Consider the following 26101-nt stretch of genomic DNA (forward strand, 5'->3'; position numbering starts at 1 on the left):
TGTTACAATTTACTTCATAGATGGAATGAGTATAAGGAGATAACGATGAAATATTTGGTGAGTTCATGTCTGGCGGGGGTAGCTTGCCGTTACAATGGAACAGCGAGCCTGGATGAGAAAATTCAGGAGCTTGTGGAGAAGGAGCAGGCTAAGATGGTATGTCCGGAGCTGCTTGGCGGATTCTCCACTCCACGGGAACCAGCTGAAATTATCGCTGGCACGGGCAAGGATGTACTGGCAGGCACTGCAAAAGTGATCGAGAAAAGTGGCAAGGATGTCACAGAGCTGTATATTAAGGGAGCCTATCAGACGCTTGAATGGGCGCGAGAATTGAATGTATCGTGTGTGGTACTGAAGGAGTTTAGTCCGTCCTGTGGTACACAGATGATCTATGATGGGAATTTTGCCAATCACAAGGTAACTGGTGAAGGTGTCACATCAGCATTGCTGCGACAAGAAGGATATACCGTCATTTCTGAAAATGAGTGGATGGAGCAACTATAGGTCGCACAGATATCGTTTCATATTCACAGAAAAGTCGCTGGATTATATCCTGGCGGCTTTTCTGTTGTCTCCCATTACTTTTCTCATTAAAAGAATAAAGTCAATTTTCCTGAAATGCTAACAAACAATATGGATACATACGATATAGATATAAGATATATAAGGCTATCTACTATTTAAAGTGGGGGAATAATCATGTCAATTCAGTCTAAGCCAAAATATAAGAAAGGAAATAAACTCAAAAATATGAAATTAACAACAACGATGGTCATCATGACTGTGATTAGTCTAATCGGCTTGTTTACTGTCTTTCTGATCGGAATTTTCGGAATGAACGAAGCAAAAACGGGACAAGGAATCCTCTACAATGACCGTTTCCAGCATCAAACCAATGTTCTTGAATTGAAAAGTAATTTCTATAATATGCGTGCCAATTATACAAAGGTTCTTGATAATGCAGAGTACACCGACAAACAGTACGATCAGGTTCAGAAGGGTAAGAAGAGTATCACGGATGGCTTGAATGAATTTTCAGCAAGAACATTGGATACCAAAGAAAAAGAGATATTTGCAGATTTGGTAGCAAAGATGGATACATATTATCAGGATATTGAGCAAATCATGGATACCAAAAAGATGTCAGGCACCTACGATAGTGAAGAGAGAGGAAGAATTAACAAAAGCAGTACAGCGATTGTGGAGACGATCACCCTTTTGAGTGCGTATAACGAAGAAGAGTCAGCCAAGCTCTATGCGGATACACAAGAAGTGATTCAGCAGCGAGCATTGGTGCTCGGTTCGGTTCTTTTGTTTTCACTTGCAGCACTCATTCTTATTTCATTTGTAATGATTCGCAGTATACGTCAACGAATGAAAGCAATTACCCGTTATTGTGAAGAAATAACGCAAGGCAACTTAACGGCATCCCTAGATCCACATCTAACACAGGGAAATAATGAGATAAGTGTCATCGCACGAGCTATTCGTACAATGACCGATTCCACAACCAATGTCATTCGTGGTGTAGTTCAGGAATCTCATCATATCAACCAGGTTAGTGATCTTACCAACCAGAACATGGCTGGTCTGAATGAACGGATTCGTGAAGTATCAGCTACAGTTGAAGAGCTCTCGGCTGCAATGGAAGAGGCTTCAGCCCATACGGAAAATATGAATCATTCGGCTGCTGAGATGCAACAGGGAGCTGAATATATATCGGAACAGACATCTAAACAAGCAGAGTCCGCCTATGTGACCAGCACGAAGGCTGAAAAGTTGAAGCAGGAAGCCCGCGAATCGAGCCGAGCAGCCATAGACATGTATGATCATACGAGTAAGAAGATGTCAGAAGCGCTGGAACGTGCAACAGCTGTAGATCAGATTGGTATATTATCTCAGTCTATTTTGGATGTTACAGCGCAGACTAATCTGCTTGCACTCAATGCATCCATTGAAGCTGCAAGGGCTGGAGAAGCAGGCAGAGGTTTTGCGGTTGTTGCAAGCGAGATTCGAAAGTTGGCTGATGATTCCAGACAGGCTGCCGATCAAATTCAGCAGGTCACGGAAGAAGTTATGCAGTCTGTAACCAATCTGTCCTCGAATGCCAAAGAGTTGCTATCCTTTATGTTCAATCAGGTTGGCAAAGATTATAAATTATTGGAGGATACAGCTGAACAGTATTATGTCGATTCCCTTGATCATGCCAATGCAGTTAAAGATCTCAATGCAACCTCACAACAAGTGACTGCGAATATCAAAATACTAGTGGGCTCCATTCACGAGATTGCATCAGCCAGTGAACAATCCGCTGCATCCAGTCAGGAAATCGCAGGACATATGGTCGCCTCTGCTGCGCAATCTGTGGAAGTAGTTAAACAATCTGATCAAGTCAAGGATAGTGCATTAAATCTGAATAAGCTGGTTCAAGATTTCAAGATTTAAAAGGAAAGAGTCGCAGATAATCCACTAGGGCCATGTAAGTGCCTAGTGGATTATTGCTGTCTTCATCCAATACTTACTTTTATAAACCAAGAAACAATAATGTGCGTACTTTTAATTTATACGCATAGGTCCTAAACTAATGCTTGAGATGAAATCACTGTAACATTATTGTTCAACATAAAAAAATATATTAAAGGACGTGGAGCTGCATGGAAGTTACAACAAAGTCAAAGACAAAGGAAGACATCTTAAAGGCGTATCATTTCCGGCATGCAACAAAGATATTTGATGCTACCCGCAAAATCTCGGAAGAGGATTTTCAATTTATATTGGAAACAGGCAGATTATCACCAAGTTCCATTGGTCTTGAACCGTGGAAGTTTCTGATTGTACAAAATCCGAACCTGCGTAAGCGTCTATCCGAATTCTCTTCCGGCGCTCAAAAGCAATTGGCTACAGCAAGCCATTTTGTTGTTATTTTGGCCCGGTCCGATGCCAGTTATAATTCTCCTTATGCGGAGTACATGTTGAAGGAAACAAAGGGAATGCCAAATAACGTATTTGAGCTAACAAGTGAGGCTTATGGAAAGTTCCAAAATAACCAGAAAATTCTGGATAATCCACGATCATTATTCGACTGGGCATCTAAACAAACTTATATTGCACTTGGCAACATGATGACGGCGGCAGCTCAGATCGAGATTGATTCTTGTCCAATCGAAGGTTTCAGCCGTGAGGACGTCCACCGTATTATGGAAGAAGAGGGCTTGCTGGAAAATGGCGCATGGGGCGTCTCTATGATGGCAGCCTTCGGTTATCGGGCAGAGGAGCCCCAGCGTGAGAAGTCCCGACAATCCGTTGAGAAAATCACGCAATGGATTAACTGAATTCAGCATGAATTTGACATGAATCCAAAAAAGATGATCTAAGATCTAACATTATAGAACAGGATCAAAGCATACTCGAAACAGCCCGATATTTTCCACATGCTAGAAGGGTGGAGAGGGCTGTTTTTCTTTTTATAAAAAAGAACTTGAAAATACATAGATGTCTATGTATAATGAGGTCATGCCTAAATACAACGCAATTGCACTGATTGCAAGAATCAGGGACCATGTCAACAAACGGATTGTACACGAATTGGAACATCATGAGGTAACAGGGATTGTTCCTTCTCATGGAGATGTGTTGATGTTCTTGTACCGGGAAGAGACGCTGTCGATCAAGATGTTGGCTGAACGTGTTCAACGCACGCAACCAACGGTAACGGTACTGGTCAACAAGCTGGAGAAGCTTGGCTATGTTGAACGCAACAAGAGTGCGGAAGATAGCCGGGTGACGATGATTCGCCTAACCGAACAGGGGAAGCGACTCGAACCGATCTTTCATCAGGTATCAGAGCAGATTAATGACATCATCTATAGTGGCCTGTCCGATGAACAGTCGGAGCAATTGGAGAGCTTGCTGTCCATTATTGTCCGAAAGTTATAATGAATGAACTCTTCTGTCTGCAACCCTTCCAGATTTGACTGGGATGGAGGCAGAGGAGCCCAAATATTTTTTTACCCATATACATAGATATCTATGTATGAGGCAGCGTATCAATGTAACCCCATTTTCGCAACCTAACTCAAACCAAACCTGGAGGGATTCACACTATGAAACATCTTATCATATATGCTCACCCGCACACAGACAGCTTGAATAACGCAATCCTCAATACTGCTGTAGAAGCTCTCGAAGCTCAAGGCCATGAAGTAGTCGTTCGTGACTTATATAAGCTTGGATTCCAACCCGTACTGACTGAAGCCGATACAGCTTCCATGCGCGCAGGACAGACACCACAGGATATCGCTACGGAACAAGAGTTTGTTACGAATGCAGAAGTTATCACATTCATCTATCCGATCTGGTGGACAGGTCTTCCTGCCATTCTGAAAGGGTACGTTGACCGTGTATTCGCCTATGGTTTTGCGTATGCAGCAGGTGAAGCAGGAATCGAGAAATTGCTGACAGGCAAAAAAGGCCTCATTATCAACACCCATGGTACACCAAGTGAAATTTATGATCAGATCGGCATGACTGCTGGACTGAAAATAACTTCAGATGTAGGTATCTTCGATTTTGTAGGTATTGAAACCGTAGATCATCTGCTCTTCGGTAGTATTGGATATCTGGATGCACCAGCATATCAAGCGATGTTGGATCAGGTTAAACAGACGGTAACGACCAAATTCTAATATAGATGTTGGTTCCCTATAAGGATTCCATATGATACCAGACCGACTCGATCAAGAGTCGGTTTGTTTGTTCATGTGTTTGCAAAATGGATGAAAGGGGGTATAATCGTACCCATGGAACCTATACTTATATTCAAAGCATTATCGAACGAGACACGTAGACAAATCTTGTTGTGGCTCAAAAACCCGGAGCAACACTTTCCACCGCTGGAACTATCACAGCATCCGGATGGTGGCAAGAACGGAATCTGTGTTGGTACGATTCAAGTGAAGGCTGGACTGGCTCAGTCGGTTATATCCAGTTATCTGCTGACTATGCTCAAGGCAGGATTGCTGCTCTCCGAGCGAAGAGGACAATGGACGTATTATCGGCGCAACGAGGAGACAATCCGTCAGTTTGCCGAGTACGTGCAGAACGAGTTATAAGCCGGATGCCGGAACGGAAGCTAGGATGCACATGCACGCAGGGATTCCGTCCGGATGTAAACGGCTAGTTTATCATCACATCACCATATCCATTTGCGATTTAATTAATCTATATATCTGGATATACAAAAATATAATCATCGAGGAGATTAAACGATAATGACTACAGAAAATACAGCTACATCCCATAAAGAACATATTCATGACGTTAAGCTTTCCATCCTGGATCTGGCTCCTGTTGTAGTGGGTGCAACACCTGCTGATGCACTGCGCAACAGCCTGGATCTGGCACAGCATGCAGAGCAGTGGGGATATCACCGTTACTGGGTAGCTGAACATCACAACATGCCGGGTATTGCTTCATCCGCAACTTCGGTTGTTATTGGATATCTGGCTGGTGGAACCAAAACGATTCGTCTGGGTTCAGGAGGCATCATGTTGCCCAACCATGCACCGCTTGTCATCGCTGAGCAGTTCGGCACACTGGAATCCTTGTATCCTGGCAGAATTGATCTGGGACTGGGTCGCGCACCAGGTAGTGACCGCCGTACATCGCTTGCACTACGCAAAGATCTGAACAGTGGGGAAGATTTCCCTGAGTTGTTGGCAGAACTTAGAGCATACTTTGATGCTTCGGCGACGTCTTATCATGCGCCTGTTCGCGCAGTTCCTGGAGAAGGATTGAATATTCCGATTTACCTCTTGGGGTCCAGTGATTTCAGTGCACGTCTGGCAGGTCAGCTAGGATTGCCGTTTGCTTTTGCCAGCCACTTCTCGCCCGATTACACCCGGATTGCATTAGAGACGTATCGAAACAACTTCCAACCATCTGAAAGCTTGAAGGAGCCGCATGTGATTGTTGGTGTTAACGCTGTTGTTGCAGATACAGACGAGGAAGCAGCATGGCTGGGTACAACGATGCAGCAGCAGTTCCTGAACATTATTCGTGGCACAACGGGATTGGTACAGCCTCCGGCAGAGATGGAAGGCAAATGGACGGATCGTGAGAAGGCTGGTGTTGAGCAGACGCTCAAGGCAGCTGTTAATGGTTCACCAGAAACGGTACGTGGACAGCTGGAATCCTTTATTCGGCAGACACAGGCAGATGAGCTGATTATTACGTCGATGATCTATGATCATAAGGCACGTCTGCACTCCTATGAGTTGATCGCACAATTGGCGGGAAAAGCTTAATCTTAATTTTAATTTTAATTTTTTAGCGTAAAAGCTGGCTTAATGGTAAGCTATAGCTTCTAATTTACGGTTCGTCTCCCAGTGAGGCGGGCCGTTTTTGAATAGGGAGAATTTGCAAATGATTCGTGTGGGGCAGAAGACTCATTTTGGGGTAAAATGACTTTAGCGGTTTAATTTGAAACGGTTAATCAGCACCATACGTATAAATCCAGAGTGTTATACATATGTTGGCTTGTACAAGATACTTTATTTTATTCGTGTGTAAGGGGCGTTTATCTAGAGTTACAGTTTGATTTTTAATTAAGGATACATAAGAGAGGACGACACGCCTATGGAGCAACCTGAGCAACCCCGCGTTTGGCCGGAGCGGTTCAAGCGATTTTTTCTTAACAACAAGTTTGTCCTATTCCTGCTGATTCTGCTGTTGGTGGGACTGAACGTGATGGTTCTGACCAAAGTATCCTTTGTTCTTCATCCGCTCGCAGTACTCATTAAAACCATCGTGCTACCTATTATTCTGTCAGGAATACTCTATTATCTGCTGAATCCGATTGTGGATGTGATGGAAAGGTGGAAAATTAAGCGAGGCTGGTCCATTCTGATCCTGTATCTTGCGATTGGAGGCATTCTGACCGTTGTAGTGTTGGCAGTCATTCCGGTTGTGCGGAACCAGATTATGGGGCTGATCGAAAATTTCCCAACATACAGCGAGACGGTAAAACAGCAGTTTGAGGAACTCACGGGCAGCCAACTGTTCGGTCAGTTCCAGGAGACGGTGAATCTGAATTCGCAGGACTGGTGGGGAACAATCTCCCAAAAGGCTACTGAAATTCTGAACTCGACCTGGACCAAATTGGGCGGATTCCTCGGAGCTTTCACTGAGACCGTGCTGTCCATCGTAACGGTTCCGTTCATTCTGTTCTATCTGCTGAAAGACGGCAAGAAGCTGCCAGCGAAAATTCTGTCTTTCCTGCCGATCAAGAGCCGTACGGGCGCAATGCATGTACTGGAAGACATCAATCACCAGATCAGTTCATTCATTCGTGGACAGATTATCGTCAGCTTCTGCATCGGTATTCTGCTCTATATCGGTTATATGGTCATTGGCCTGGATTATGCACTGATTCTTGCCATTATCGCCTCGTTCACGAGTGTTGTTCCTTATCTGGGACCAGCAATTGCAATTACACCTGCGTTGATCGTGGCCCTGGTTACTTCGCCGGTGATGCTGCTGAAGATGGTTGCTGTATGGACAATCGTGCAGTTAATCGAAGGTAAATTCATCTCACCACAGATCATGGGCAAAACGCTGAAGATTCATCCTATCACGATTATCTTTGTCATTCTGACTTCGGGTAATCTGTTTGGAGTCGTGGGCATTCTGCTCGCTGTTCCAGGATACGCGGTGCTCAAAGTATGTGTATCACATATCTTCAACTGGTTTAAGGACAGATCGGGCCTGTACGACCCGAACAAGAACAATCTTTTATAACCGAAGTGGCAAGCTCCAAGAGATAGTTAATCAGAAGATTTAGTCACTTTGTATCCTGTATAAAACGGTACCCTTACCAAGAAGAACCCCCGTCCATCGGCATATAGCCGAGAGGCGGGGGTTCTTCTGCATGAACAAGCTTGGCTGCTGCCTAGCTGTGTTTAATATGTTGGAGCGTTTGCAGGAAAATCTGCTCAATATGAGCATCATCCAGAGAGTAGTACACGGTCTTGCCTTCCTTACGCCGCTTGACGATCCGCATGTTGCGGAGTGAACGCAGCTGGTGTGAAATGGCCGACTGTCCCATGTCGAGCAGAACCGTCAGGTCATGAACACATAATTCCTTCTGTAACAGCGCATCAATAATACGTAGACGTGTGGGGTCGCTGAATGCCTTGAACCAATCTGCCATCTCGGAAGAGGTCTCCCGATCTATGAGTGAAGTGCGAATCGTCTGCACGTCGGCTTCAGTACCTGAGCAGGCTGCATCACATTCGCTTGGTGCTTTAACCGGTTGTTCCATTTCCTATCACCGCCTTGTTAACAACTATAGTTCTATTATATCCAAAACCCGCCTAAAGCGAAATGATTACTATTAGCATAATCTGTATGAAAAATCAACAACGATTGTTGACACTCATGTTTAGGCGTGCATATAATAGGGGTAACCAAACATATGAATGAGTGCTCATACATTGAATGCAATTGAAATATAACATCGTTTTTGTACTGCAAAGGGGAGAATTCACATGGGAACCGGACAGGAACAGGTGAAAAGGGAACTGCTGCTTGATGGACTGGATTGTGCGAACTGCGCATTGAAGATTGAGAATGGCGTCAAAAAAATTAAGGGCATTAACGAATGCTCTGTCAATTTTGTTACCAAAACACTATCGCTACACACCACTTCCGATATGGATGAACAGGTAGTGGAAGAAGCAAAGCGCAAAGTGCTTCGGCTGGAGCCGCATATTCGCATTTCGGAAAAAGGAAAACACGTGAACGGACATGCGCACACCCATACAGATACAGGGAGTGCAGCTGTTGCGCATAACCACAGTCATGACCATACCGGACATGATCATGGACATTCACATTCACATGGCAAACAATCGCATACTCATGATCACTCAGATTCAGAGGGACACACACATGGTCATGTGCATGAGCACGGAAGTCATGCTGGACATGATCACAGTCATACGCATGATGATGCCCATGCAGGCCACTCACATGAACATGGTGCAGGACAGACAAAAGTGTTACTTGCTCGTCTTGCTACAGGTTCTGTGTTGCTCGCAGCCGCAATCTGGTCGCCGCTGGAGGGCTGGGCACAGTTTACTCTATATGCGCTCGCATATCTGATTGCCGGGGGAGATATCGTGCTCCAGGCGTCCAAAAACATCATCCGCGGTCAGGTGTTCGATGAATACTTCCTGATGTCCGTCGCTACCTTGGGTGCCTTTGCGATTGGAGAGTATCCGGAAGGGGTAGCGGTCATGCTCTTTTATCAGCTCGGGGAGCTATTTCAGGGCATGGCGGTTAATCGGTCACGCAAGTCGATTCAAGCGCTCATGGACATTCGCCCTGACTACGCGAATATCCTGACCGGTTCGGGTGACGAGACACGGCGTGTATCTCCGGAAGACGTACGGATTGGTGATCGTATTGTCGTGAAAGCAGGAGAGCGAGTACCGCTGGATGGTATCGTTAGAGCTGGGCGTTCCATGGTGGACACTTCTGCTCTGACAGGTGAATCCGTACCTCGTGAGCTGGAGTCCGGAAGTGATGTACTGAGTGGATTTGTGAACAAAAATGGTATGTTGACAATTGAAGTTACCAAAACGTTTGGTGAATCAACGGTATCCAAAATTTTGGACCTGGTGCAGAACGCGAGCAGTCGGAAAGCGAAAACAGAACATTTTATTAGTAAATTTGCTCGTTATTACACACCGGTTGTTGTTATCCTTGCAGCCGTGATTGCATTTGTTCCGCCGTTGATACTTAGTGGTGCAACATTTGCCGATTGGATCTATCGTGCATTGGTCTTCCTGGTTATCTCATGCCCTTGTGCGTTGGTGGTTTCTATTCCACTTGGATTCTTTGGTGGTATCGGAGCAGCTTCACGTAACGGGATTCTTGTCAAAGGCAGTAACTACCTTGAAGCGTTGAACGATGTAAAAGTTGTTGTTTTTGATAAAACGGGTACACTAACCAAAGGTGTATTCAAAGTAACAGCCATTCGTCCCGAAGGTGGACGTACGGAAGATGAACTGATGGAGCTGGCAGCCATTGCGGAAGCCAATTCCAATCATCCGATTGCCGAATCCATTCGCGCAGCTTGGGCCAAGGCCATTCCCACGCAAGGTGTGGAAGGTTATGATGAAGTTGCTGGACATGGGATCAAGGTGAGCGTCGATGGTCGGGAAGTGCTGGCAGGCAACGCCAAATTAATGAAGCAGGCGGGTATATCCTATACCACACCAGAGACGGCTGGAACGATGGTCCACGTGGCTGAAGCTGGCATGTATGTTGGTCATCTGATCATTGCCGATGAAGTGAAGGATGACGCAGCCGCTGCTATTCAGGCGCTGAAGAAACTCGGCATCCGCAAAACGGTCATGCTGACAGGTGATGCCAAAGCCGTAGGTGAAGCGGTAGGACGTGAGCTGGGTGTGGATGAGGTCTACGCTGAATTGTTGCCACAGGATAAAGTCGAGCGACTGGAACAACTGGAAGCTGCCAAATCTCCGAAGGAGAAAATGGTGTTTGTTGGTGACGGTATCAACGATACACCTGTGCTGGCACGCGCCGATGTGGGTGTGGCCATGGGTGGACTTGGTTCAGATGCCGCGATTGAAGCAGCAGATGTGGTCATCATGACCGATGAACCGTCGAAACTAGCGAGTGCAATCCGCATTGCTAAGCGTACACGAATGATTGTGTGGCAAAATATCGCGTTTGCTTTGGGGGTTAAAGCGATTTTCCTGCTACTCGGTGTGTTCGGCATAGCTACCATGTGGGAAGCGGTATTCTCCGATGTGGGTGTCACAGTGCTGGCTGTACTGAACGCCATGCGTGTACTTCGAGTGAAGAATATCTAAGTTTACGAAACGATCCAGGCGGCTCTTCGTATATACGTAGAGCCGTTTTTATATTTTTTATGGCATGTGGTTTAGGAAGTTATATAGTGAAGGGGAGAACGTTTTGACAGGAGCAGTAGTTGGGATCATCATTGGAGTGTGTTATTTCATTCTGGGGTTCATGGTGTTCAAAAAACCACCGAAAATGATTAACGGAATATATGGTTATCGGACCCCGCGTGCAATGAGTAATCCCGAGTTGTGGGACGAAGCGCAAAGTTATAGCGCCAATCTGATGATGCAATTTGGTGTGATCATTACGATATTCGGCATTATCGGTTTCTGGCTTACAGATGTACGAGCTTTGGTGCTGAGTCTGGTTGCTACAGGATTTTATACGTTCAGATTGTTTACCAGAGTTGAAGGCCGGTTGAAGCAAATGCAGCGTGCTCAACAGCAACAGCAACAGAATGAGCAGAACGTTTAAGGTATAATGAATGAATCGTGTAGAGTGTAGAGGGGAAGACTCGCGTTTGAAGCGGGTCTTTTTTTGTTGAAGATAGAGAAGCGAAGAGGCTGTTAAACTTGCTAATACTTCATACATGAAATCTAACGTTGACGTTAACGTTAATATTATATATAATTATGTACATAACATTACATACATATGAAAGAGGTGAGGGAAATGAGTTTATATAAAATCGACGACGTAGCCAAGGAATGTGGTTTGACCAAGCGAACCATTCGGTATTATGAAGAGATTGGTGTCATGCCTTCACCTCAGCGGACAGATGGCGGGACGCGATTGTACACTCGGGAGGATATCGATTATCTGAAAAAGGTGGTTCGCGCCAAAGAGGTACTTGGATTCTCCCTTCAGGAGCTACATACCTATGTGGCAACGGCAGATGCCTTGAACGAACAACGTTTTGACTACCAGCAGACGACCGAAGTAAGAGAACGGATCGAGAAGCTTACCGCGATGGAGACAACGCTGGATGGTCAGTTGCAACTGATTGAGCAGAAACTTCAGAGCATATATGCCGTACAGACTGAACTGGAAGAGCTGCGTGAACGCGTTCGGAGGGGTATTCAGAGGTTACAGGCACATGATCCGCAGGGTGATGAAGACGGCTAACCCAATTAGCATCTAATATTTAATAAACAAAACTGTATACACATAATCGCTACATGGAGTGAGCACCACAGTACCTGTGGCGATCCTGTACAAACACCGGATGTTTCGGTGTCATTTGTGCCGTTTTGTTACCTCTAATTCTGAAAATGAACGCAATGTTTTCATCGTTTTCACAGTTATTTTCAAATGAAAAGTTTCACCACATAAATTATTCACAGGAGGAATTACGTATGAAAAGAGAGCCATCATTACCGGACGAATTGCCGTCATCACGTGGGGGCCTGTTATCCCAACCGCGAGCGGTATGGGCGGTTGCTTTTGCATGTATCATATCCTTTATGGGTCTGGGTCTGGTTGACCCGATTCTGCCTGCGATTGCAGATCAGCTGCATGCTTCGAAAAGCCAGGTGTCACTGCTATTTACGAGTTATAACGCTGTAACCGGGGTAGCGATGCTGATTACAGGTGTCGTATCCAGCCGGATTGGTGTGAAGTGGACGTTGCTCAGCGGGATACTGCTGATTATTATCTTCTCGTTCCTCGGCGGTACCTCAGACACGGTAGGTGCACTGGTTGGTTACCGTGGCGGTTGGGGACTGGGTAATGCCTTGTTCATCGCAACGGCGTTATCTGCCATTGTGGGACTGTCCACGTCGGGGACAGCCAAAGCGATTATTTTGTACGAAGCAGCGCTTGGTCTGGGGATTGCGGTTGGACCGCTGCTTGGTGGTGAACTAGGTTCCATCTCTTGGCGTGGCCCGTTCTATGGGGTGGCTGTCCTGATGGCGATTGCCTTTATCAGCATTACATTTATGCTGCCCAAAATGGCTAAACCGAAAACACGCAGTTCTTTGTCCGATCCGTTCAAAGCATTAAGTTATCCTTCACTGAAAACATTGGCGATTACCGCCTTCCTGTATAACTTTGGATTCTTTACCTTGATGGCTTATTCACCATATGTCATGAATCTGGATGAGCACGGCCTGGGTTATGTATTCTTTGGCTGGGGACTGATGCTAGCGATTACGTCGGTATTCGTCGCACCAAGATTACAACGCCGATTCGGATCGGTTCCGTCCATGAGTGTCATGCTTACATTGTTCGCGATTGATCTAGTTGTTATGGCAGTAGGTACGGTGATGGGTTCACCAACTACCGTTATTGTGGCAGTCATTGTAGCGGGGATTTTCCTTGGGATTAACAACACATTGATTACAACGGCTGTTATGGAAGCTGCACCTGTGGAGCGTTCTGTTGCTTCTGCTGCATACAGCTTCGTTCGTTTCCTGGGCGGTGCACTTGCTCCATGGCTTGCGGGTAAATTGTCCGAGTGGTTCCTGCCGGAAACGCCGTTTTATTTTGGCGCATTAATGGTTCTGGTTGGAGTCGTGGTACTGCTGGTGCGCCGTCATCATTTGCGGGATATCGATTCCGCCATTACATCTCATTAATTCACAGGAGGAATTGCAATGCTGAAACGTATATTAGTTGCTGTTGATGGTTCGGATCATGCGCATAAGGCTTTGGAACAAGCATTGATTCTGGCTGAAGATATGAAACAACCTGCAAGTCTGTTGATCGTGCATGTTAATCCTGCCATCTCCATTAATGAACCTGCATTGGGTGTTGATCTGGAAGCTCGGATTGCCGAAGAAGGGCAGCATATTATAGAACCGGTGATCAGACAGTTGTCCGGACGAGACGTAGCATATGAGACACTGCTGATTGCGGGTGATCCCGTTAATGAGATCTGCCGTGTAGCGCGAGAACGAGATTGTGGAATGATCGTGATGGGAACAGGTGGAAAAGGCATGCTCGCAGAGATGATCGTGGGCAGTGTCAGCCATGGTGTGTTAAAACATGCAGAGTGCCCCGTCCTGACGGTTAAATAGGTTGTGAAATCCTTTATAATGCAATAGCTCAAGATCGCCACCATGGCTCATCAGGTACGTTACAAGCTATGATTGCCGAATATCGTAGTGGGTTGATGGCACGGAAATAGTGTATAAATAGATTAAGTTCAATAGGCTCTAAAAGGATGGGGGATGCAGCATATGAAAAAACAACATCTGTTTATCGGTGGCAAACTGACCGAATCCGTAGATTATAAAACACTTCAAGCACCATACTCCGGGGAAACGCTCGCAGAAGTCTCGTCGGCTTCAGCCGAGGAAGCGGAGGCTGCTATTGCAGCTGCCGTTCAGGCTGGGAAGGCAATGCGCCAGATGCCTGCACATCAGCGTGCAGATATTCTGTACAAGTTGTCCTCCATGCTTGAAGAACGCAAAGAAGAAGCAGCGCGAATCATAGCGCTTGAAGCGGCGAAGCCAATTACGGCAGCACTGGCTGAGGTTGATCGTACGGTGGAAACGTATCGTTTTGCCGCTGAAGAAGCCAAGCGACTGACCGGAGAGACGGTTCCGATGGATGCAGCCAAAGGTGGAGAAGGTCGTATTGGCTATACGATGCGGCAACCTCTAGGCGTCATCGGTGCGATCACACCGTTTAATTTTCCAATGAATCTGGTAGCCCACAAGGTAGGCCCAGCGCTGGCAGCGGGCAATACGATTGTTCTCAAACCTGCGGAGCAGACGCCTCTGTCTTCCTATTACATCGCTAATCTGCTTCAGGAAGCCGGATTGCCGGATGGTGCACTGAACGTGGTGAGCGGTGATGGCAAAACGATTGGTGATGTGCTTGTGGAGCACCCCCATGTTGCTCACATTACGTTTACAGGCAGTCCAGCGGTAGGCACGAGCATTCGTAGCAAAGCAGGACTCAAACGCGTGACACTGGAGCTTGGGTCGAATGCAGCGGTGATCGTGGATAAGGACGCAGACCTGGACAAAGTGATTCCTCGATGCGTGACCGGTGCTTTCACCTATCAGGGACAGGTATGTATCTCGCTACAGCGAATCTACGTACATCGTGACATCTCGGAAGAATTCATCCGGCGTTTCGCTGAAGCGGCCAAACAAGTGGTGGTCGGAGACCCGCTGAGCCCGGATACGGTGGTCTCTGCGCTGATTACTTCCAAGGATGTACAGCGTACACTCGATTGGATTGAAGAAGCCAAACAGGCAGGAGCTGAGGTGGCAGCAGGCGGTCAAGCTGAAGGAGGCATTCTGCGTCCAACGGTACTGATTAACGTTCCGCATGATGCCAAGGTATCCTGTCAGGAAGTGTTTGCACCCATCGTTGTGATCAATACGGTAGATTCCGTTGAAGAGGGTATTGAACATGTTAACGATTCGATATACGGGCTTCAGGCAGGCGTATTTACAAACGATATTCATACCGCCCTCCATGCTGTCGATCAGATCGAAGCAGGCGGAGTTATGATTAACGATATTCCGACGTTCCGAGTGGATCACATGCCCTATGGTGGGGTGAAACAGAGTGGTATCGGACGAGAAGGTGTAAAATATGCTGTAGAGGAAATGACGGAATTGAAGTTTGTTATGTTTAACAAAGGGTGAATCTCTTCCATTCTTTTACTCAATATACCGTATGACAATGAAAACATAACTACACACTCCTGTGCCAGAATAATGGCACAGGTTTTTTTTATATGAAGATCATAGAAAAAGTTTCAAAAATACATGCAGATTCTTCGCTGACTGCGGGTTCACATCTGATGAGACGGGTATAACATAGTTAACATACCGCAACATAACTGACTAAACGCCGCTCATATCACCGAAGCATGATGTACCCATCCAGAGCACGAGCGGAATGAAGCGGTACAGCATTGCCGAAAGTCTTATATTCTCTCATTATTCAAATAAAATGCAGTATGAATTAAGCCTGAACTCTGGAGTTGCAGGACAGGCAGGAGGTGTATTCAAATGGCGTATTCCATGGTGGACGTATCGGGAATGTCAGGCGTAAGTCTGAACGAACTGAGCCAGTATGCAGAGACAGGTCTTCTGAATCCGGCCTTTGGGGATGTAGATGAGGACATCTATTATGAAAAGCAGGAATTGTTGAGACTCCAGCAAATCCTTTTCTGTAAGGAAGTAGGTATGAAGGAGAATGAGATTGCCCCGATGCTCCGGGATAATCCCCAGGATGTCATACGCATCATGAAGCAGCATCGGATTGACATGCTGGAGAAGGCACTCCGTCTGCATGGATTGATTCAGACACTGGACAAAACGATCTCTCATTTGCAAGGTGAACAGGAACTTGATGAACATGAGCTGTATATCGGTTTTGTAAATAAGGGACGTCACCAGTTGCTGAATGAATCGGGTTCTGACCCTGTAGTCACTAATGATATGAACCATGTGCAGACAGAAGGTACTCAGAGGTCTGACATCCAATCTTCCAATACATCCACATTGCCTGAAAATCAGGAGTTGAAGTCAAAAGAAGATTATCTGGATTCCCAGGCGAGAATTGACCAGGTTCATCTGGACTTGCAACAGGCCATTGAGGATGGATTGGAACCCGGTAGTGCAAAAGTACAACGGATTATTGGCAGGCATCTTGAATGGATCAAAGGTTATTATACACCCACCGCTGAGATCTATCGGGATTTGGCCAATCTGTATGTGGAGCATAAAAATTTCCGTCAGATGTACGATGGTTATCACCCGAAATTGGCTGAATTCCTGCGGGATGGGATGATGATTAAAGCGGAACATGATTTATCCTAGATGCATAAAGTAACATGGGCGAGCAAGAACATGGGTGTGAATCATAAAGGATAACAAAGAGCGCAGACCTCTGAGAGGACTGCGCTCTTTGTTATTACGGGTTCTTCATCATCGTGTGTGATGAGACTCCGATCACCTTATTCATCATTTCCTAAAGGGGTATGGTTGCCTCCAACTGCTCTGTGAGCAGGCTTACGGCTTTCTCCAGGAAGACGCGGTCTTCGTCGTCAAAACGGTTTTTGATCGGGCTGTCGATATCCAGCACCCCGTACAGCTCGCCGTTTTTGATAATCGGTACGACGATCTCACTGTTCGATGCTGCATCACAGGCAATGTGGCCTGGGAAGGCATGAACATCATCAACGACCAGGGTACGTTTTTCGGCAGCAGATGTGCCGCATACACCACGTCCCAATGGAATTCGGATACAGGCAGGCAGTCCTTGGAATGGCCCGAGGACCAGTTCTTTTCCATCATACAGATAGAAGCCGACCCAATTGGTGTCGGTCATAAATACATTGAGCAGCGCAGCAGCGTTGGCCAGATTGGCAATCGCACTAGGTTCATCGCGGATCAGAGCACTTAACTGTCCCAGGACGGCGGTGTGCTGCTCACTTCGTGTTCCTTCATAGGAAACAGCTTGAAACATGGTAAATCACCCTCCCGAGCAAAATGGTACTTATTTTCAAGATAGTGCAGAGGATGCGGTTAGTCAAGCGGAGGATTTCGGAAAGGGAAGGGAATACCTGAAGAATCCTCCTGTTTCTCAGCTTCTTACGTGGGGTAATTACTTAGCAACCACGGAGGGCTATAACCCGGGAAGGAGCTTGGCTTATGCATGCAGAGGTACAGAATCTTTTTGTACGGATTCATCTACTATATTTCGCGCAAAATCAGGATTTGAACGTTAGCGAGGCATTACCCCTATTGGAAGAACGGGGCTATCGCGTTGGAGAGCGGGAGATCAAGCAGGAGCTTGAACACCTGACACAGGAGAATTTCCTGACCGCCCACGGGGACCAATGGAGCCTGACCGGGACTGGCATCGAAGAATTCAAGGAAATCACGGCTGTGTTTGGCCGGGTTAGCGATGAATTACTGGGGAAGGGCAAGAAAACGTCCAAAGCTTAAAATTCATTAGGACAAGCCATGATTCCATAATTCACTCAAACTTGAATTGTTCCATACGTACAACAAGACCGGGAGCGAAATTGGCCCGGTTTTTTGACGTGTGTCCATGACTGAACAGTTGCCATTCGGCGCAGGTTATGATTAGATGACTAGTGAATATTATGGTCTGCGGAGATAGATCGGATCGGAGTGTCTTTATATGTATAAATGCAAAGGAAGAATTCCCGAAATGGAGACTGCGCGGCTTCGTCTGCGTAAAATGCGTCGCCGGGATGCGGCCCAGATGTTCGCATGCTGGTCAGATCGCGAGGTGACCCGTTACATGAATCTTGCACCCATGATTGGGACAAGCGAAGCGGCGGACATGATTGGACTGCTCAACCAAATGGCAGGAGAAGAGAATGCGATCCGCTGGGGGATCGAACTCAAAGAAACAGGCAAGCTCATCGGCAGCTGTGGCTTTAACACATGGCAGCTTGAAGGCGCATTCCGAGGTGAGATCGGTTATGAGCTGGGACGTGATTATTGGCGCCGCGGTTATATGACGGAGGCTTTCTCCGCATTGCTGCCCTTCGGGTATGAGACCATGGGTCTTAATCGAATTGAAGCGCTGGTTGATCCGCGTAATCTGGCGTCTGGCGAGTTCCTGACAAACCGCGGCTTCACGCGAGAAGGGTTGCTGCGACAGGTGCAACATACGTCCACCGGATACAAGGATATGGTGATGTATTCCATGCTGTATGATGAGTTCCTTCGCAAGCGAGGTAAATAAAAGAGACAATATATAATTGTTTTTAATTTTACACGTAAACGAAGAAACAGAACAAAGCTGGAGAAGCGAAGCGATCGCCTTTATCACCGGATTTCTCCTTTAGAGAGGAGAAGAAAAAAATCTGGGGATAACAGCGATCGGAAGCTTGTTCTGGTTCGTAGTAGATGTGTAAATTAACGTACCAATTATATAGAGAAACGAAGAGAGAAGGGTTTGTGTGAATGCAACCGGAGGTTTAAAGCGCAGTTTCATCTTGACGGGGCTGTTGCTCGCGACATTTCTGTCAGCGATTGAAGGCACCGTAATTGGTCCGGCAGGGCCGACCATTGTCAGTGAGCTGGGGAGTGTACAGCTGCTGAGCTGGATTTTCACCGCATATCTGTTGACGATGGCTGTGAGTACGCCTATTTTTGGCAAAATCAGTGACCTGTATGGACGAAAGCCTGTATTTCTGATTGGCTGTGCGTTATTTTTACTGGGTTCACTCTTGTGCTGTCTTTCGCAGAACATGGAGCAATTGATTATTTTCCGTGCTATTCAAGGGATTGGTGCGGGTGCGGTAGTTCCTGTTACATTTACGATTATTGGGGACATCTACGCCATTGAAGAACGTGGCAAAATCCAGGGATGGATTAGCTCCGTGTGGGGCATTTCCTCTCTGGCGGGACCGCTGCTTGGTGGTTATTTTGTAGATAATCTCGGCTGGCAGTGGATCTTTGGTTTTAATGTGCCGTTTGGTCTGCTTGCAATGTGGTTTGTATTTCGTTATCTGAAGGAAGATATCTCGCCGCGTACAGCCAAAATTGACTATGTTGGTGCACTGACCTTCACGGTGGGCATTACTGCATTGTTATTCGTCCTGTCGGCGGGTGGGCAGTATTATGCCTGGAGTTCTCCGCTGATTGTTGTGCTGAGTGTGGTCGCCGCTCTGTTTATCATTTTATTTTTCGTGGTGGAAAAAAGAGCTCAGGCCCCTATGGTTCCACTACATTTGTTCCGAATTCGGGACATCCGTGTGGCGAATATCGCCGGACTGCTGACCAGTACTTTGATGATCGGCCTGACCAGTTATTTGCCGCTCTGGGTGCAGGGGGTTCGGGGAGGTAATGCGACGGAATCTGGGCTGCTGCTCGCGCCAATGTCGGTGGGCTGGCTCATTGGTAGTGTGTTGGCAGGCCGCCTATTGATGAAAATTGGATCACGTATGACCGCATTGATTGGGTTAACCGGAATTGCGATCGGATCTGGTGGACTCTTTCTGGTCGGCGGGACATCCCCGCAGGCTGTGCTCTTTATATTGACCTTTATTTATGGTCTCGGTTTCGGATTTGCGTTTACGATCTTCACCATTATTGCGCAGTCTTCTGTAGGGTATAAGGAGCGTGGTTCCTCTACCGCACTGCATACGTTCATGCGTACATTGGGACAGACGATTGGTGCAGCGGCTTTTGGCACTTGGTTGAACTATCGGATCTCCACGTTATCGAATGAACAGAATCTGGTTGAGGCTGGAATTTCGGAGAATGATCTGAATGAACTGCTCGCACCACATACGGATGCTGCCTTATCTGATGACAAATGGGCGCTACTGCGTAACGTTCTGGAAGGAAGCCTGCATTCCCTGTTTGTGATTATGTTCGTCATTGCATTGGTGTCGTGGGTAACGACGCTGGCTTTACGCAAACGTTTAATTGTACCCGAAGATGCAGATGCTCCACCGCAGCCACAAGGCTCAAAGTAAAAAGAAGATATATATATACAAAAAACATATGAAAAACCGGATTCGCCGATGTCAGGCAAATCCGGTTATTTTTGTTGATGGACAAGTGCAAAGAATGGTCTAGCTGTTCGCTGATAAACGGTCTGCAGAATGTGCAAGCCTTCCCAAGAGTTCGGACAGCAATTCCTTGTCTTCCTCGCTCAGTCCACTTACAGCCCGATCAATCTTCAACGCATAGCCTGGATAGATGTCATCCATGGTGCGCTGTCCTTCTTCGGTCAGTTCCACAAAGATGATACGTCTGTCTTGCGGACAATGTTTGCGGTGTAACAATCCTTTTTGCTCCAGCTTATCGATCACATAGGTCACATTACCACTTTGCAGCAGAAGTTGTGCACCAACCTGTTGAATCGGCTGAGCTCCTTTCATATATAACACTTCGAGCACCCCGTATGCAGTAGGGTTGAAGCCATGCACTTTGCTTCCGGATACAGCGTGTTCATTCACGCTCTTGAATGTCTGGGCCAAGGTGCGGTACAGATGAAGTGAACGTTCGGTTCCGATTTCTTGTAATTCCAGCATGCTGATCCCGCCTTTTCAGATTAGTTTTATAAGTTGAAATGATGAAGTTACAACCTACCACGATGAGCATAGAACAACCTTCCAATCACTGTTATCCCCATCGTTATGCTGTTCATATAAAAAATAATTTCAACTTATATGCGTTGGTTAGTTGGTTAGTTATGTTTGAAGATTCAGGTTGTCACCATGGTTTAATTGTAAACTTCTATTTCTACGAAAAACATGCGATATGTCACAAGATTTGCATTTTTAGCATTTAAAATTTGATCATTCATCATACCGAAAAATCATCCTTGAGGTGCGGCTTCTTCTCCGCATCTCTGGCAGGAGGTTGAGTCAATTAACGTTTGAAGGACATCGACCGTTGAAGAATAACCGATCTTTTGTAACATTGATGGTGGCACAGGCCATCTCCAATCTGGGGGATTGGCTGCATCTGCTCGCCATCCTGACCCTCGTGGGTATCCGCTAGAATGCAACGCCAGGGGAGATTACATTTGTCACACTTTCCGCCGCACTACCCATTCTAAGGAGTTGCATCAGTCTGAGGCGGTGGGGAAATGACAGCACCGATATTAAAGGATGTACAAGCTAAATTGGATACACTGGCGAAGGAACGATTCGATGAATCCGATTATGAATTGTTCTGTACTCTGCTTCACCAGCTGGACAAGTATAAAGCTTTGGCTGATAGCAACAGAGAGGCATTGTACAACCAAGATAGGGAGTCTGCTTCTCATATGGACATACAACAAGAGAAGGTAGAATCACTGAATCGTGATGTCGCTTATTGGCAGCATGAATGCACCGTCTTGTATGTTGAGAACAAACGACTTATGAATCAATCGGGAGAGGGTGCAGCTCATGGGGGCGGTGATGGTCCAAATGGAATTGATACCAAGTGCGGATGATAAGGACATCAATCGGGTTGTTGAGCTACTGACGGTGGATTATCACCAGTGGCTTGCATCGATGAAAGTTTTGGGTAAAGTGACAGTATTGACTCCAGATCAACATGCCAAGTACACTGCTTATAAAATTCAAGTTGACGTGGTGAATGCGGCCATTGATGCCATCTTGGATAAAGAGGCTCGGGATATCATTACACACCAGTACATTAAATCGACCCGCCGCAAACATACAGTTGCACTCTTTCAGGGGCGCGGCATGAGTGAAAGAACGGTAGATAGACGGATCAACAAGGGGCTACTAAGCATATCCAACACACTCAAGGATTGTGGAATGCTTTGGCCCTCCGAAAAGTGACGGTAAATTGACGGTATGTTGGCAATCGAATGACGGTGAAACAGCAATACACTAGGCACATAGAGAGGTTAACCCCTCTCCGGTGTGCCTAGTGCCCGTTATCGCGCTTGGACTCGGCTGTGCTGTGGGACTATTTGTCCTTAGACGTGGATCGTCAAGGGTGCAGTTTGTGGGGAAAGGAGATAAGAGTTCTCCCTTTTTTCTTTGAAAGAAGGATTTATACTTTTTTTGTCGAAATGCACCTCTTGATATCTAGTACAGAAAGAGGTTAATATATGCGACAGGAATTTTCCGGATATTACTCACCGACAGAGAGAGAGTTTGAAGAATTATGGACTGAGTGTACGTTTGTTTTTGATGCCAACATGCTTATTAATCTATATAGATTTCCAAAAGATTCAAGAGAAGCGATGTTCAAAATAATGGAAAATGTCAAAGAAAGAATTTGGATACCACACCAAGTTGCTCTTGAGTATCATAAACATTTGCACGAAGAGATTTATAATCAAAAGAAAGCATACACTAAGTTCAAAGAACAATGTAACGAATCTGTTAGTAAACTAATTGATGAATTGGCAGGTTTAAGGCATTCAAATCTAGAGTCTGAAGGCATTGAAGGAATACTGAACCAATGTCTAATAGATATAGAGGAGGAACTGTCAAAACAGCATGAGTCTCAACCAGACCTGTTAGAAATTCAAAATAAAGTAACTCATTTAATTGGAAATAATGTAGGAGTTCCGTTTACTCCTGATAGATTAAAAGAGCTTTATGAAATTGGAAGCGTTCGATATCAAGCGAAAATTCCTCCTGGATATAAGGATTTGAAAGAAAAGGAAGGTGAGACAACTCTTCATAACGGCGTCACTTACAAAGATGAGTATGGAGATCTTGTTTATTGGCAACAAATTCTGGACAAAGCACGTGATGAAGACTCCATAAAATCAGTTATACTGGTAACCGATGACAGCAAAGAGGACTGGGTTTATAAGGTTAAGGGAGAAAAAAAGGGCCCGCATCCTGAACTAGTCCATGAATTTAAAAAGGAATGTAAAGGCAAACAATTCTATCTTTATAACTCTGAAAGATTTTTAGAGTATGCAAAGAAAAGGTTGAAGTTGGACGATTCATATTTAGATAATGATAAAGTTACCGGGGCCATAAAAGGCATTAAAGAATTAAAGAAACACGATGATGAAGTTAAACTTTCAAACCAAAGAAATAATGCTAAATCCATAGACGTAAAAATATTAGATAATTCGGTGTTAGAGGCAATCCATATTAATGAGGATTTTCCAGAAATCGATCCTAAATTTAAACTGAGTTTTATGGTGAGTCTAGAAGATGGCATAGATGATGAAGAATATTCCAATTTCAGGAATTCTCTGAAGAGATTTATGAAAATTATTTATGGCAATGATATTAAGATTTATTATAAGTTCAATATGGATTTGGGAGGAACACACTACTACAGCCTGGATCTTGAAGGTACAAAGAAGTTTCCAGATTCAATGATTCAAGTGCTGAATGATTTAGCCCAATCTGCATTTCCTTTTAAAGACGCGAGTATTGTAATTACCGAGTGACAAAATTGTCGCTCTTTTTTTATGTATTGAGTTCACCAGTCTATATAGATATGAATAACTCATTGGAAATATTTCATAGTAAATATCTAGATGCTTATGTATAATCCTCCTAGCAAACATATAAAAGGAGAGTCATACATATGAAAAAAAAGATTAATGAATTTTACAACAAATTTATCGTAGAAGACTTGGAAAAGGGTGACTCAAGTAAGGACGAGAACAAGAAGAAACCTTTTATTGTTTGGAAACTCCGATCAATTTTTCTAGCCTTTTTTATAATATGGGCTTTGTCGGGCGTGTTGATTTATCCATTTTTTGATGAATGGAGTGATAGGGGAACTTTTGGAGATACATTCGGAGCGGTCAATGCGTTGTTTTCTGCATTCGCTTTCGGAGGATTGGTTTATACTCTTTATGTACAAAGATATGAGTTATCTTTGCAAAGAAAAGAGTTGGAGATGCAAAGAAAAGAGGTGACTCGAAACGGGGATCAGTTAGAAGGACAGAAGAATATTATGCTAGAACAGAGCTTTGAGAATACATTTTTCAAGTTGATAGATCTACACTATACAATAATTCAAACTCTAACCTCTCATTCAGGAAGTGGGAGGGCTGCTATTCATGGTAAATATGTAGCAATGATGTCTGCGATAATTAATGTCGAAACCAAAGAACAATTAATTTCTAGAGTAAATAAAGTTATAAACGATCCTATGTTTAGCATAGCTCATTATTTAAATAATATAGTTTGCATGTTAAACCTGATTAAAAAGCACTCTCGAAATCTTAATCTTAAAACTAAGGATTCGGAGCATACTCTAATTCTTTTTTCTCAATTCTCAAAAGAGGAGCAAACAATACTGTTCTATTATTTCGGTTGCTCAGAAGATGAGAGCGTGAGGGCAATGCTGCCTGAATTTATAAATGTGCAAGATTTGGATCATGATACACCTCAGCACCATGATTGGCTATATAATTCAGGGGAAAATGATTAAATGGATATTATTCAGGCGGCTTAGGCCGTCTTTTTCTTTTCAATTTACTCAGTATGGAGGTAATGAGATGTGTACATGTAAGATTCTCAAACGCATTGACGATGCCAATTAAACTCAAACGTCCATGCAACCATCCTGGTTGCCCTGAGCTGTCTGGCGAATCGTACTGCCTGACACACAAGTCTGTTGAGAGGGCCATTCGCAGGCACACTTGCAGATCGCCTGAACCGAAAATGGCTGATGATTGTAGCCGATGGTGCACGGATCATCATCGTGGGTGCGTTAATTTTTGCTGACCAGATCTGGCATGTCTACATACTGCTTGTCCTCAAATCCCTGTTTGATGTAATCTTCTCTCCGGCCAAAAACGGAAAGCTGAAGGAAATCGTACCTCGCGAACAACTTGCGCAAGCTGTATCCATCAGCTCGATCATTGAACAGATGTCCAAAATTATTGGTCCGGCGCTTGGCGGACTTTTGGTAGCCGCCTTTGGAATTACCTGGTGTTTTGTTATCGATTCAGCGTCCTTTCTGATCTCCGGCATCATTTTATTGTGGATTCCTGGAACTCGGGTGATCCAATCTGCAATTCATAACGTAACAGAAGTAGAGGAAGAGACAGCTGGGGGTGTTCGCAACCGCTCAAAAGGCTCTTTTTGGAAAGAAACACAGGAGGGCATTCGCATGCTCGCATCTCTCCCTCATGTAGGAACGTCTCTGATTTTGCTTGCTTCAGCCATACTTTTTCTGCAATTTGCCGATTCACAGACTGTAGTGTTATTCAGACAACTTCCCGGAATTTCAAGTGATCTGCTGGGGTGGTGCGTGGCGGCCAGTGCTGTAGGTACATTAATTGCAGCGATGAGTGTACGGAAGTGGAAGCATGCAGGGCATGTTTTGAAAATGGGTCTGGGTACCATACTCATGGGTCTGGTTATCGGCGGAGCCGGAGTTATTGTTGGAATTTGGCCGCACGCCGGGCTAGGTGCCAATCTGTTGTTAGTATCCCTCTTTGCCCTGGCAGGTGTCGGAATTGGGTTTGCAATTGTCCCCTTTCAGATCCTGTTACAGGAACAAACACCTGAGGCGATGACAGGCAGGGTATTTGGAACGGTAGGCAGCGTGATGACAGCCAGTAATATTATGGGCCCGGTGGTAGGCGGATTTATGGTCACCTCATTTGGTGTAGTGCCGGCTTTTGTCTGTTCAGGCATTTTGCTGACCCTGCTTGGTTTGATTTATTTGATGAAACGCAATGGGGAAAAAGCCGATCTGAATGGTTCCATTGCAGCCAAAACAATGATTGCAGGCGACTAAAAACAGGCCGGATCTGCTCAGGTTAGAACAGTTGAAATGAAGGTTTGAATTTA

27 protein-coding genes are annotated in these 26101 nt (G+C 45.3%); 24 read left to right on the forward strand and 3 right to left on the reverse strand.

Annotated features, from left to right (window positions below; translation table 11 throughout):
* Nucleotides 1-45 precede the first annotated feature (45 nt).
* From MKY66_RS03280 to MKY66_RS03315, 8 genes are all read left to right on the forward strand, one after another.
* Nucleotides 46-504 (forward strand): DUF523 domain-containing protein, encoded by a 459-nt coding sequence (locus MKY66_RS03280; RefSeq protein ID WP_076216682.1) that lies wholly within the window; start codon nt 46-48, stop codon nt 502-504.
* A 195-nt stretch (nt 505-699) separates the two neighbouring features.
* Nucleotides 700-2445: a methyl-accepting chemotaxis protein gene (locus MKY66_RS03285; RefSeq protein WP_076216683.1), complete on the forward strand. Its 1746-nt coding sequence runs from the start codon at nt 700-702 to the stop codon at nt 2443-2445.
* Nucleotides 2446-2654: 209 nt separating this feature from the next.
* Entirely contained in the window at nt 2655-3332 is a 678-nt protein-coding gene (locus MKY66_RS03290; protein ID WP_076216684.1) for an NAD(P)H-dependent oxidoreductase, read from the forward strand.
* A gap of 181 nt (nt 3333-3513) precedes the next feature.
* Nucleotides 3514-3936, forward strand: coding sequence for a MarR family transcriptional regulator (locus tag MKY66_RS03295; RefSeq protein WP_076216685.1), 423 nt, complete (start codon nt 3514-3516; stop codon nt 3934-3936).
* 167 nt (nt 3937-4103) lie between these two features.
* A complete protein-coding gene (locus tag MKY66_RS03300; RefSeq protein WP_076216686.1) occupies nt 4104-4685 on the forward strand; it encodes an NAD(P)H-dependent oxidoreductase in 582 nt (193 codons plus the stop codon).
* Between the two features lie 114 nt (nt 4686-4799).
* Nucleotides 4800-5111, forward strand: coding sequence for a metalloregulator ArsR/SmtB family transcription factor (locus tag MKY66_RS03305; protein ID WP_036668255.1), 312 nt, complete (start codon nt 4800-4802; stop codon nt 5109-5111).
* A gap of 159 nt (nt 5112-5270) precedes the next feature.
* Nucleotides 5271-6305: an LLM class flavin-dependent oxidoreductase gene (locus MKY66_RS03310; protein ID WP_076216687.1), complete on the forward strand. Its 1035-nt coding sequence runs from the start codon at nt 5271-5273 to the stop codon at nt 6303-6305.
* A 331-nt stretch (nt 6306-6636) separates the two neighbouring features.
* Nucleotides 6637-7797: an AI-2E family transporter gene (locus MKY66_RS03315; protein ID WP_047841385.1), complete on the forward strand. Its 1161-nt coding sequence runs from the start codon at nt 6637-6639 to the stop codon at nt 7795-7797.
* A 151-nt stretch (nt 7798-7948) separates the two neighbouring features.
* Here the strand turns inward: MKY66_RS03315 and MKY66_RS03320 are convergent, their stop codons facing one another.
* Nucleotides 7949-8320, reverse strand: a complete 372-nt coding sequence (locus tag MKY66_RS03320; RefSeq protein WP_036614212.1) for a metalloregulator ArsR/SmtB family transcription factor — start codon at nt 8318-8320, stop codon at nt 7949-7951.
* Between the two features lie 226 nt (nt 8321-8546).
* Between MKY66_RS03320 and MKY66_RS03325 the strand changes: the two genes are divergently transcribed.
* From MKY66_RS03325 to MKY66_RS03355, 7 genes are all read left to right on the forward strand, one after another.
* The gene (locus MKY66_RS03325) at nt 8547-10901 is read left to right on the forward strand and encodes a heavy metal translocating P-type ATPase (RefSeq protein WP_076216688.1); all 2355 of its coding nucleotides are present in this window, start codon (nt 8547-8549) and stop codon (nt 10899-10901) included.
* A gap of 103 nt (nt 10902-11004) precedes the next feature.
* A complete protein-coding gene (locus MKY66_RS03330) occupies nt 11005-11367 on the forward strand; it encodes an SdpI family protein (RefSeq protein WP_076216689.1) in 363 nt (120 codons plus the stop codon).
* 198 nt (nt 11368-11565) lie between these two features.
* Nucleotides 11566-12018, forward strand: coding sequence for a MerR family transcriptional regulator (locus MKY66_RS03335; RefSeq protein WP_076216690.1), 453 nt, complete (start codon nt 11566-11568; stop codon nt 12016-12018).
* A gap of 230 nt (nt 12019-12248) precedes the next feature.
* On the forward strand, nt 12249-13469 hold the full coding sequence (locus tag MKY66_RS03340) for an MFS transporter (RefSeq protein ID WP_036614180.1): 1221 nt from the start codon (nt 12249-12251) through the stop codon (nt 13467-13469).
* A gap of 18 nt (nt 13470-13487) precedes the next feature.
* Nucleotides 13488-13910, forward strand: a complete 423-nt coding sequence (locus tag MKY66_RS03345; protein WP_083657389.1) for a universal stress protein — start codon at nt 13488-13490, stop codon at nt 13908-13910.
* A 162-nt stretch (nt 13911-14072) separates the two neighbouring features.
* Nucleotides 14073-15497: an aldehyde dehydrogenase family protein gene (locus tag MKY66_RS03350; RefSeq protein ID WP_076216692.1), complete on the forward strand. Its 1425-nt coding sequence runs from the start codon at nt 14073-14075 to the stop codon at nt 15495-15497.
* Between the two features lie 369 nt (nt 15498-15866).
* Nucleotides 15867-16679, forward strand: coding sequence for a TipAS antibiotic-recognition domain-containing protein (locus tag MKY66_RS03355; RefSeq protein ID WP_076216693.1), 813 nt, complete (start codon nt 15867-15869; stop codon nt 16677-16679).
* Between the two features lie 151 nt (nt 16680-16830).
* Here MKY66_RS03355 and MKY66_RS03360 read toward each other — a convergent pair whose 3' ends face one another.
* Nucleotides 16831-17328: a GAF domain-containing protein gene (locus MKY66_RS03360; protein ID WP_036614172.1), complete on the reverse strand. Its 498-nt coding sequence runs from the start codon at nt 17326-17328 to the stop codon at nt 16831-16833.
* 185 nt (nt 17329-17513) lie between these two features.
* Here MKY66_RS03360 and MKY66_RS03365 point away from each other — a divergent pair, with 185 nt between their 5' ends.
* The 3 genes from MKY66_RS03365 to MKY66_RS03375 all read left to right on the forward strand — a co-directional run bounded on the left by MKY66_RS03365 (nt 17514) and on the right by MKY66_RS03375 (nt 20323).
* On the forward strand, nt 17514-17810 hold the full coding sequence (locus tag MKY66_RS03365) for a hypothetical protein (RefSeq protein ID WP_036614170.1): 297 nt from the start codon (nt 17514-17516) through the stop codon (nt 17808-17810).
* Nucleotides 17811-18009: 199 nt separating this feature from the next.
* On the forward strand, nt 18010-18582 hold the full coding sequence (locus MKY66_RS03370; RefSeq protein ID WP_076216694.1) for a GNAT family protein: 573 nt from the start codon (nt 18010-18012) through the stop codon (nt 18580-18582).
* 217 nt (nt 18583-18799) lie between these two features.
* Nucleotides 18800-20323 (forward strand): MDR family MFS transporter, encoded by a 1524-nt coding sequence (locus MKY66_RS03375; protein ID WP_076216695.1) that lies wholly within the window; start codon nt 18800-18802, stop codon nt 20321-20323.
* Between the two features lie 99 nt (nt 20324-20422).
* On the opposite strand, the gene MKY66_RS03380 is transcribed toward MKY66_RS03375, so the two are convergent.
* The gene (locus MKY66_RS03380; RefSeq protein ID WP_076216696.1) at nt 20423-20884 is read right to left on the reverse strand and encodes a MarR family transcriptional regulator; all 462 of its coding nucleotides are present in this window, start codon (nt 20882-20884) and stop codon (nt 20423-20425) included.
* A 331-nt stretch (nt 20885-21215) separates the two neighbouring features.
* On the opposite strand from MKY66_RS03380, the gene MKY66_RS03385 reads away from it, so the two are divergent.
* The 6 genes from MKY66_RS03385 to MKY66_RS03410 all read left to right on the forward strand — a co-directional run bounded on the left by MKY66_RS03385 (nt 21216) and on the right by MKY66_RS03410 (nt 26048).
* Entirely contained in the window at nt 21216-21356 is a 141-nt protein-coding gene (locus MKY66_RS03385; protein WP_256704364.1) for a hypothetical protein, read from the forward strand.
* A gap of 88 nt (nt 21357-21444) precedes the next feature.
* Nucleotides 21445-21795, forward strand: coding sequence for a hypothetical protein (locus MKY66_RS03390; protein ID WP_076216697.1), 351 nt, complete (start codon nt 21445-21447; stop codon nt 21793-21795).
* Nucleotides 21770-22150: a hypothetical protein gene (locus MKY66_RS03395; RefSeq protein ID WP_076216698.1), complete on the forward strand. Its 381-nt coding sequence runs from the start codon at nt 21770-21772 to the stop codon at nt 22148-22150. The genes MKY66_RS03390 and MKY66_RS03395 overlap by 26 nt, the downstream gene beginning before the upstream one ends.
* Before the next feature lie 275 nt (nt 22151-22425).
* Nucleotides 22426-23736 carry a PIN domain-containing protein gene (locus tag MKY66_RS03400; protein ID WP_076216699.1) on the forward strand — a complete coding sequence of 437 codons (1311 nt, stop codon included), beginning with the start codon at nt 22426-22428 and terminating at the stop codon, nt 23734-23736.
* Between the two features lie 140 nt (nt 23737-23876).
* The gene (locus tag MKY66_RS03405; RefSeq protein WP_076216700.1) at nt 23877-24731 is read left to right on the forward strand and encodes a hypothetical protein; all 855 of its coding nucleotides are present in this window, start codon (nt 23877-23879) and stop codon (nt 24729-24731) included.
* Nucleotides 24732-24917: 186 nt separating this feature from the next.
* A complete protein-coding gene (locus MKY66_RS03410; RefSeq protein WP_256704365.1) occupies nt 24918-26048 on the forward strand; it encodes an MFS transporter in 1131 nt (376 codons plus the stop codon).
* The last annotated feature ends 53 nt before the right edge of the window (nt 26049-26101 follow it).

The sequence above is a fragment of the Paenibacillus sp. FSL R5-0766 genome, assembly GCF_037971845.1.
In the GTDB taxonomy this organism is placed as follows: Bacteria; Bacillota; Bacilli; order Paenibacillales; family Paenibacillaceae; genus Paenibacillus.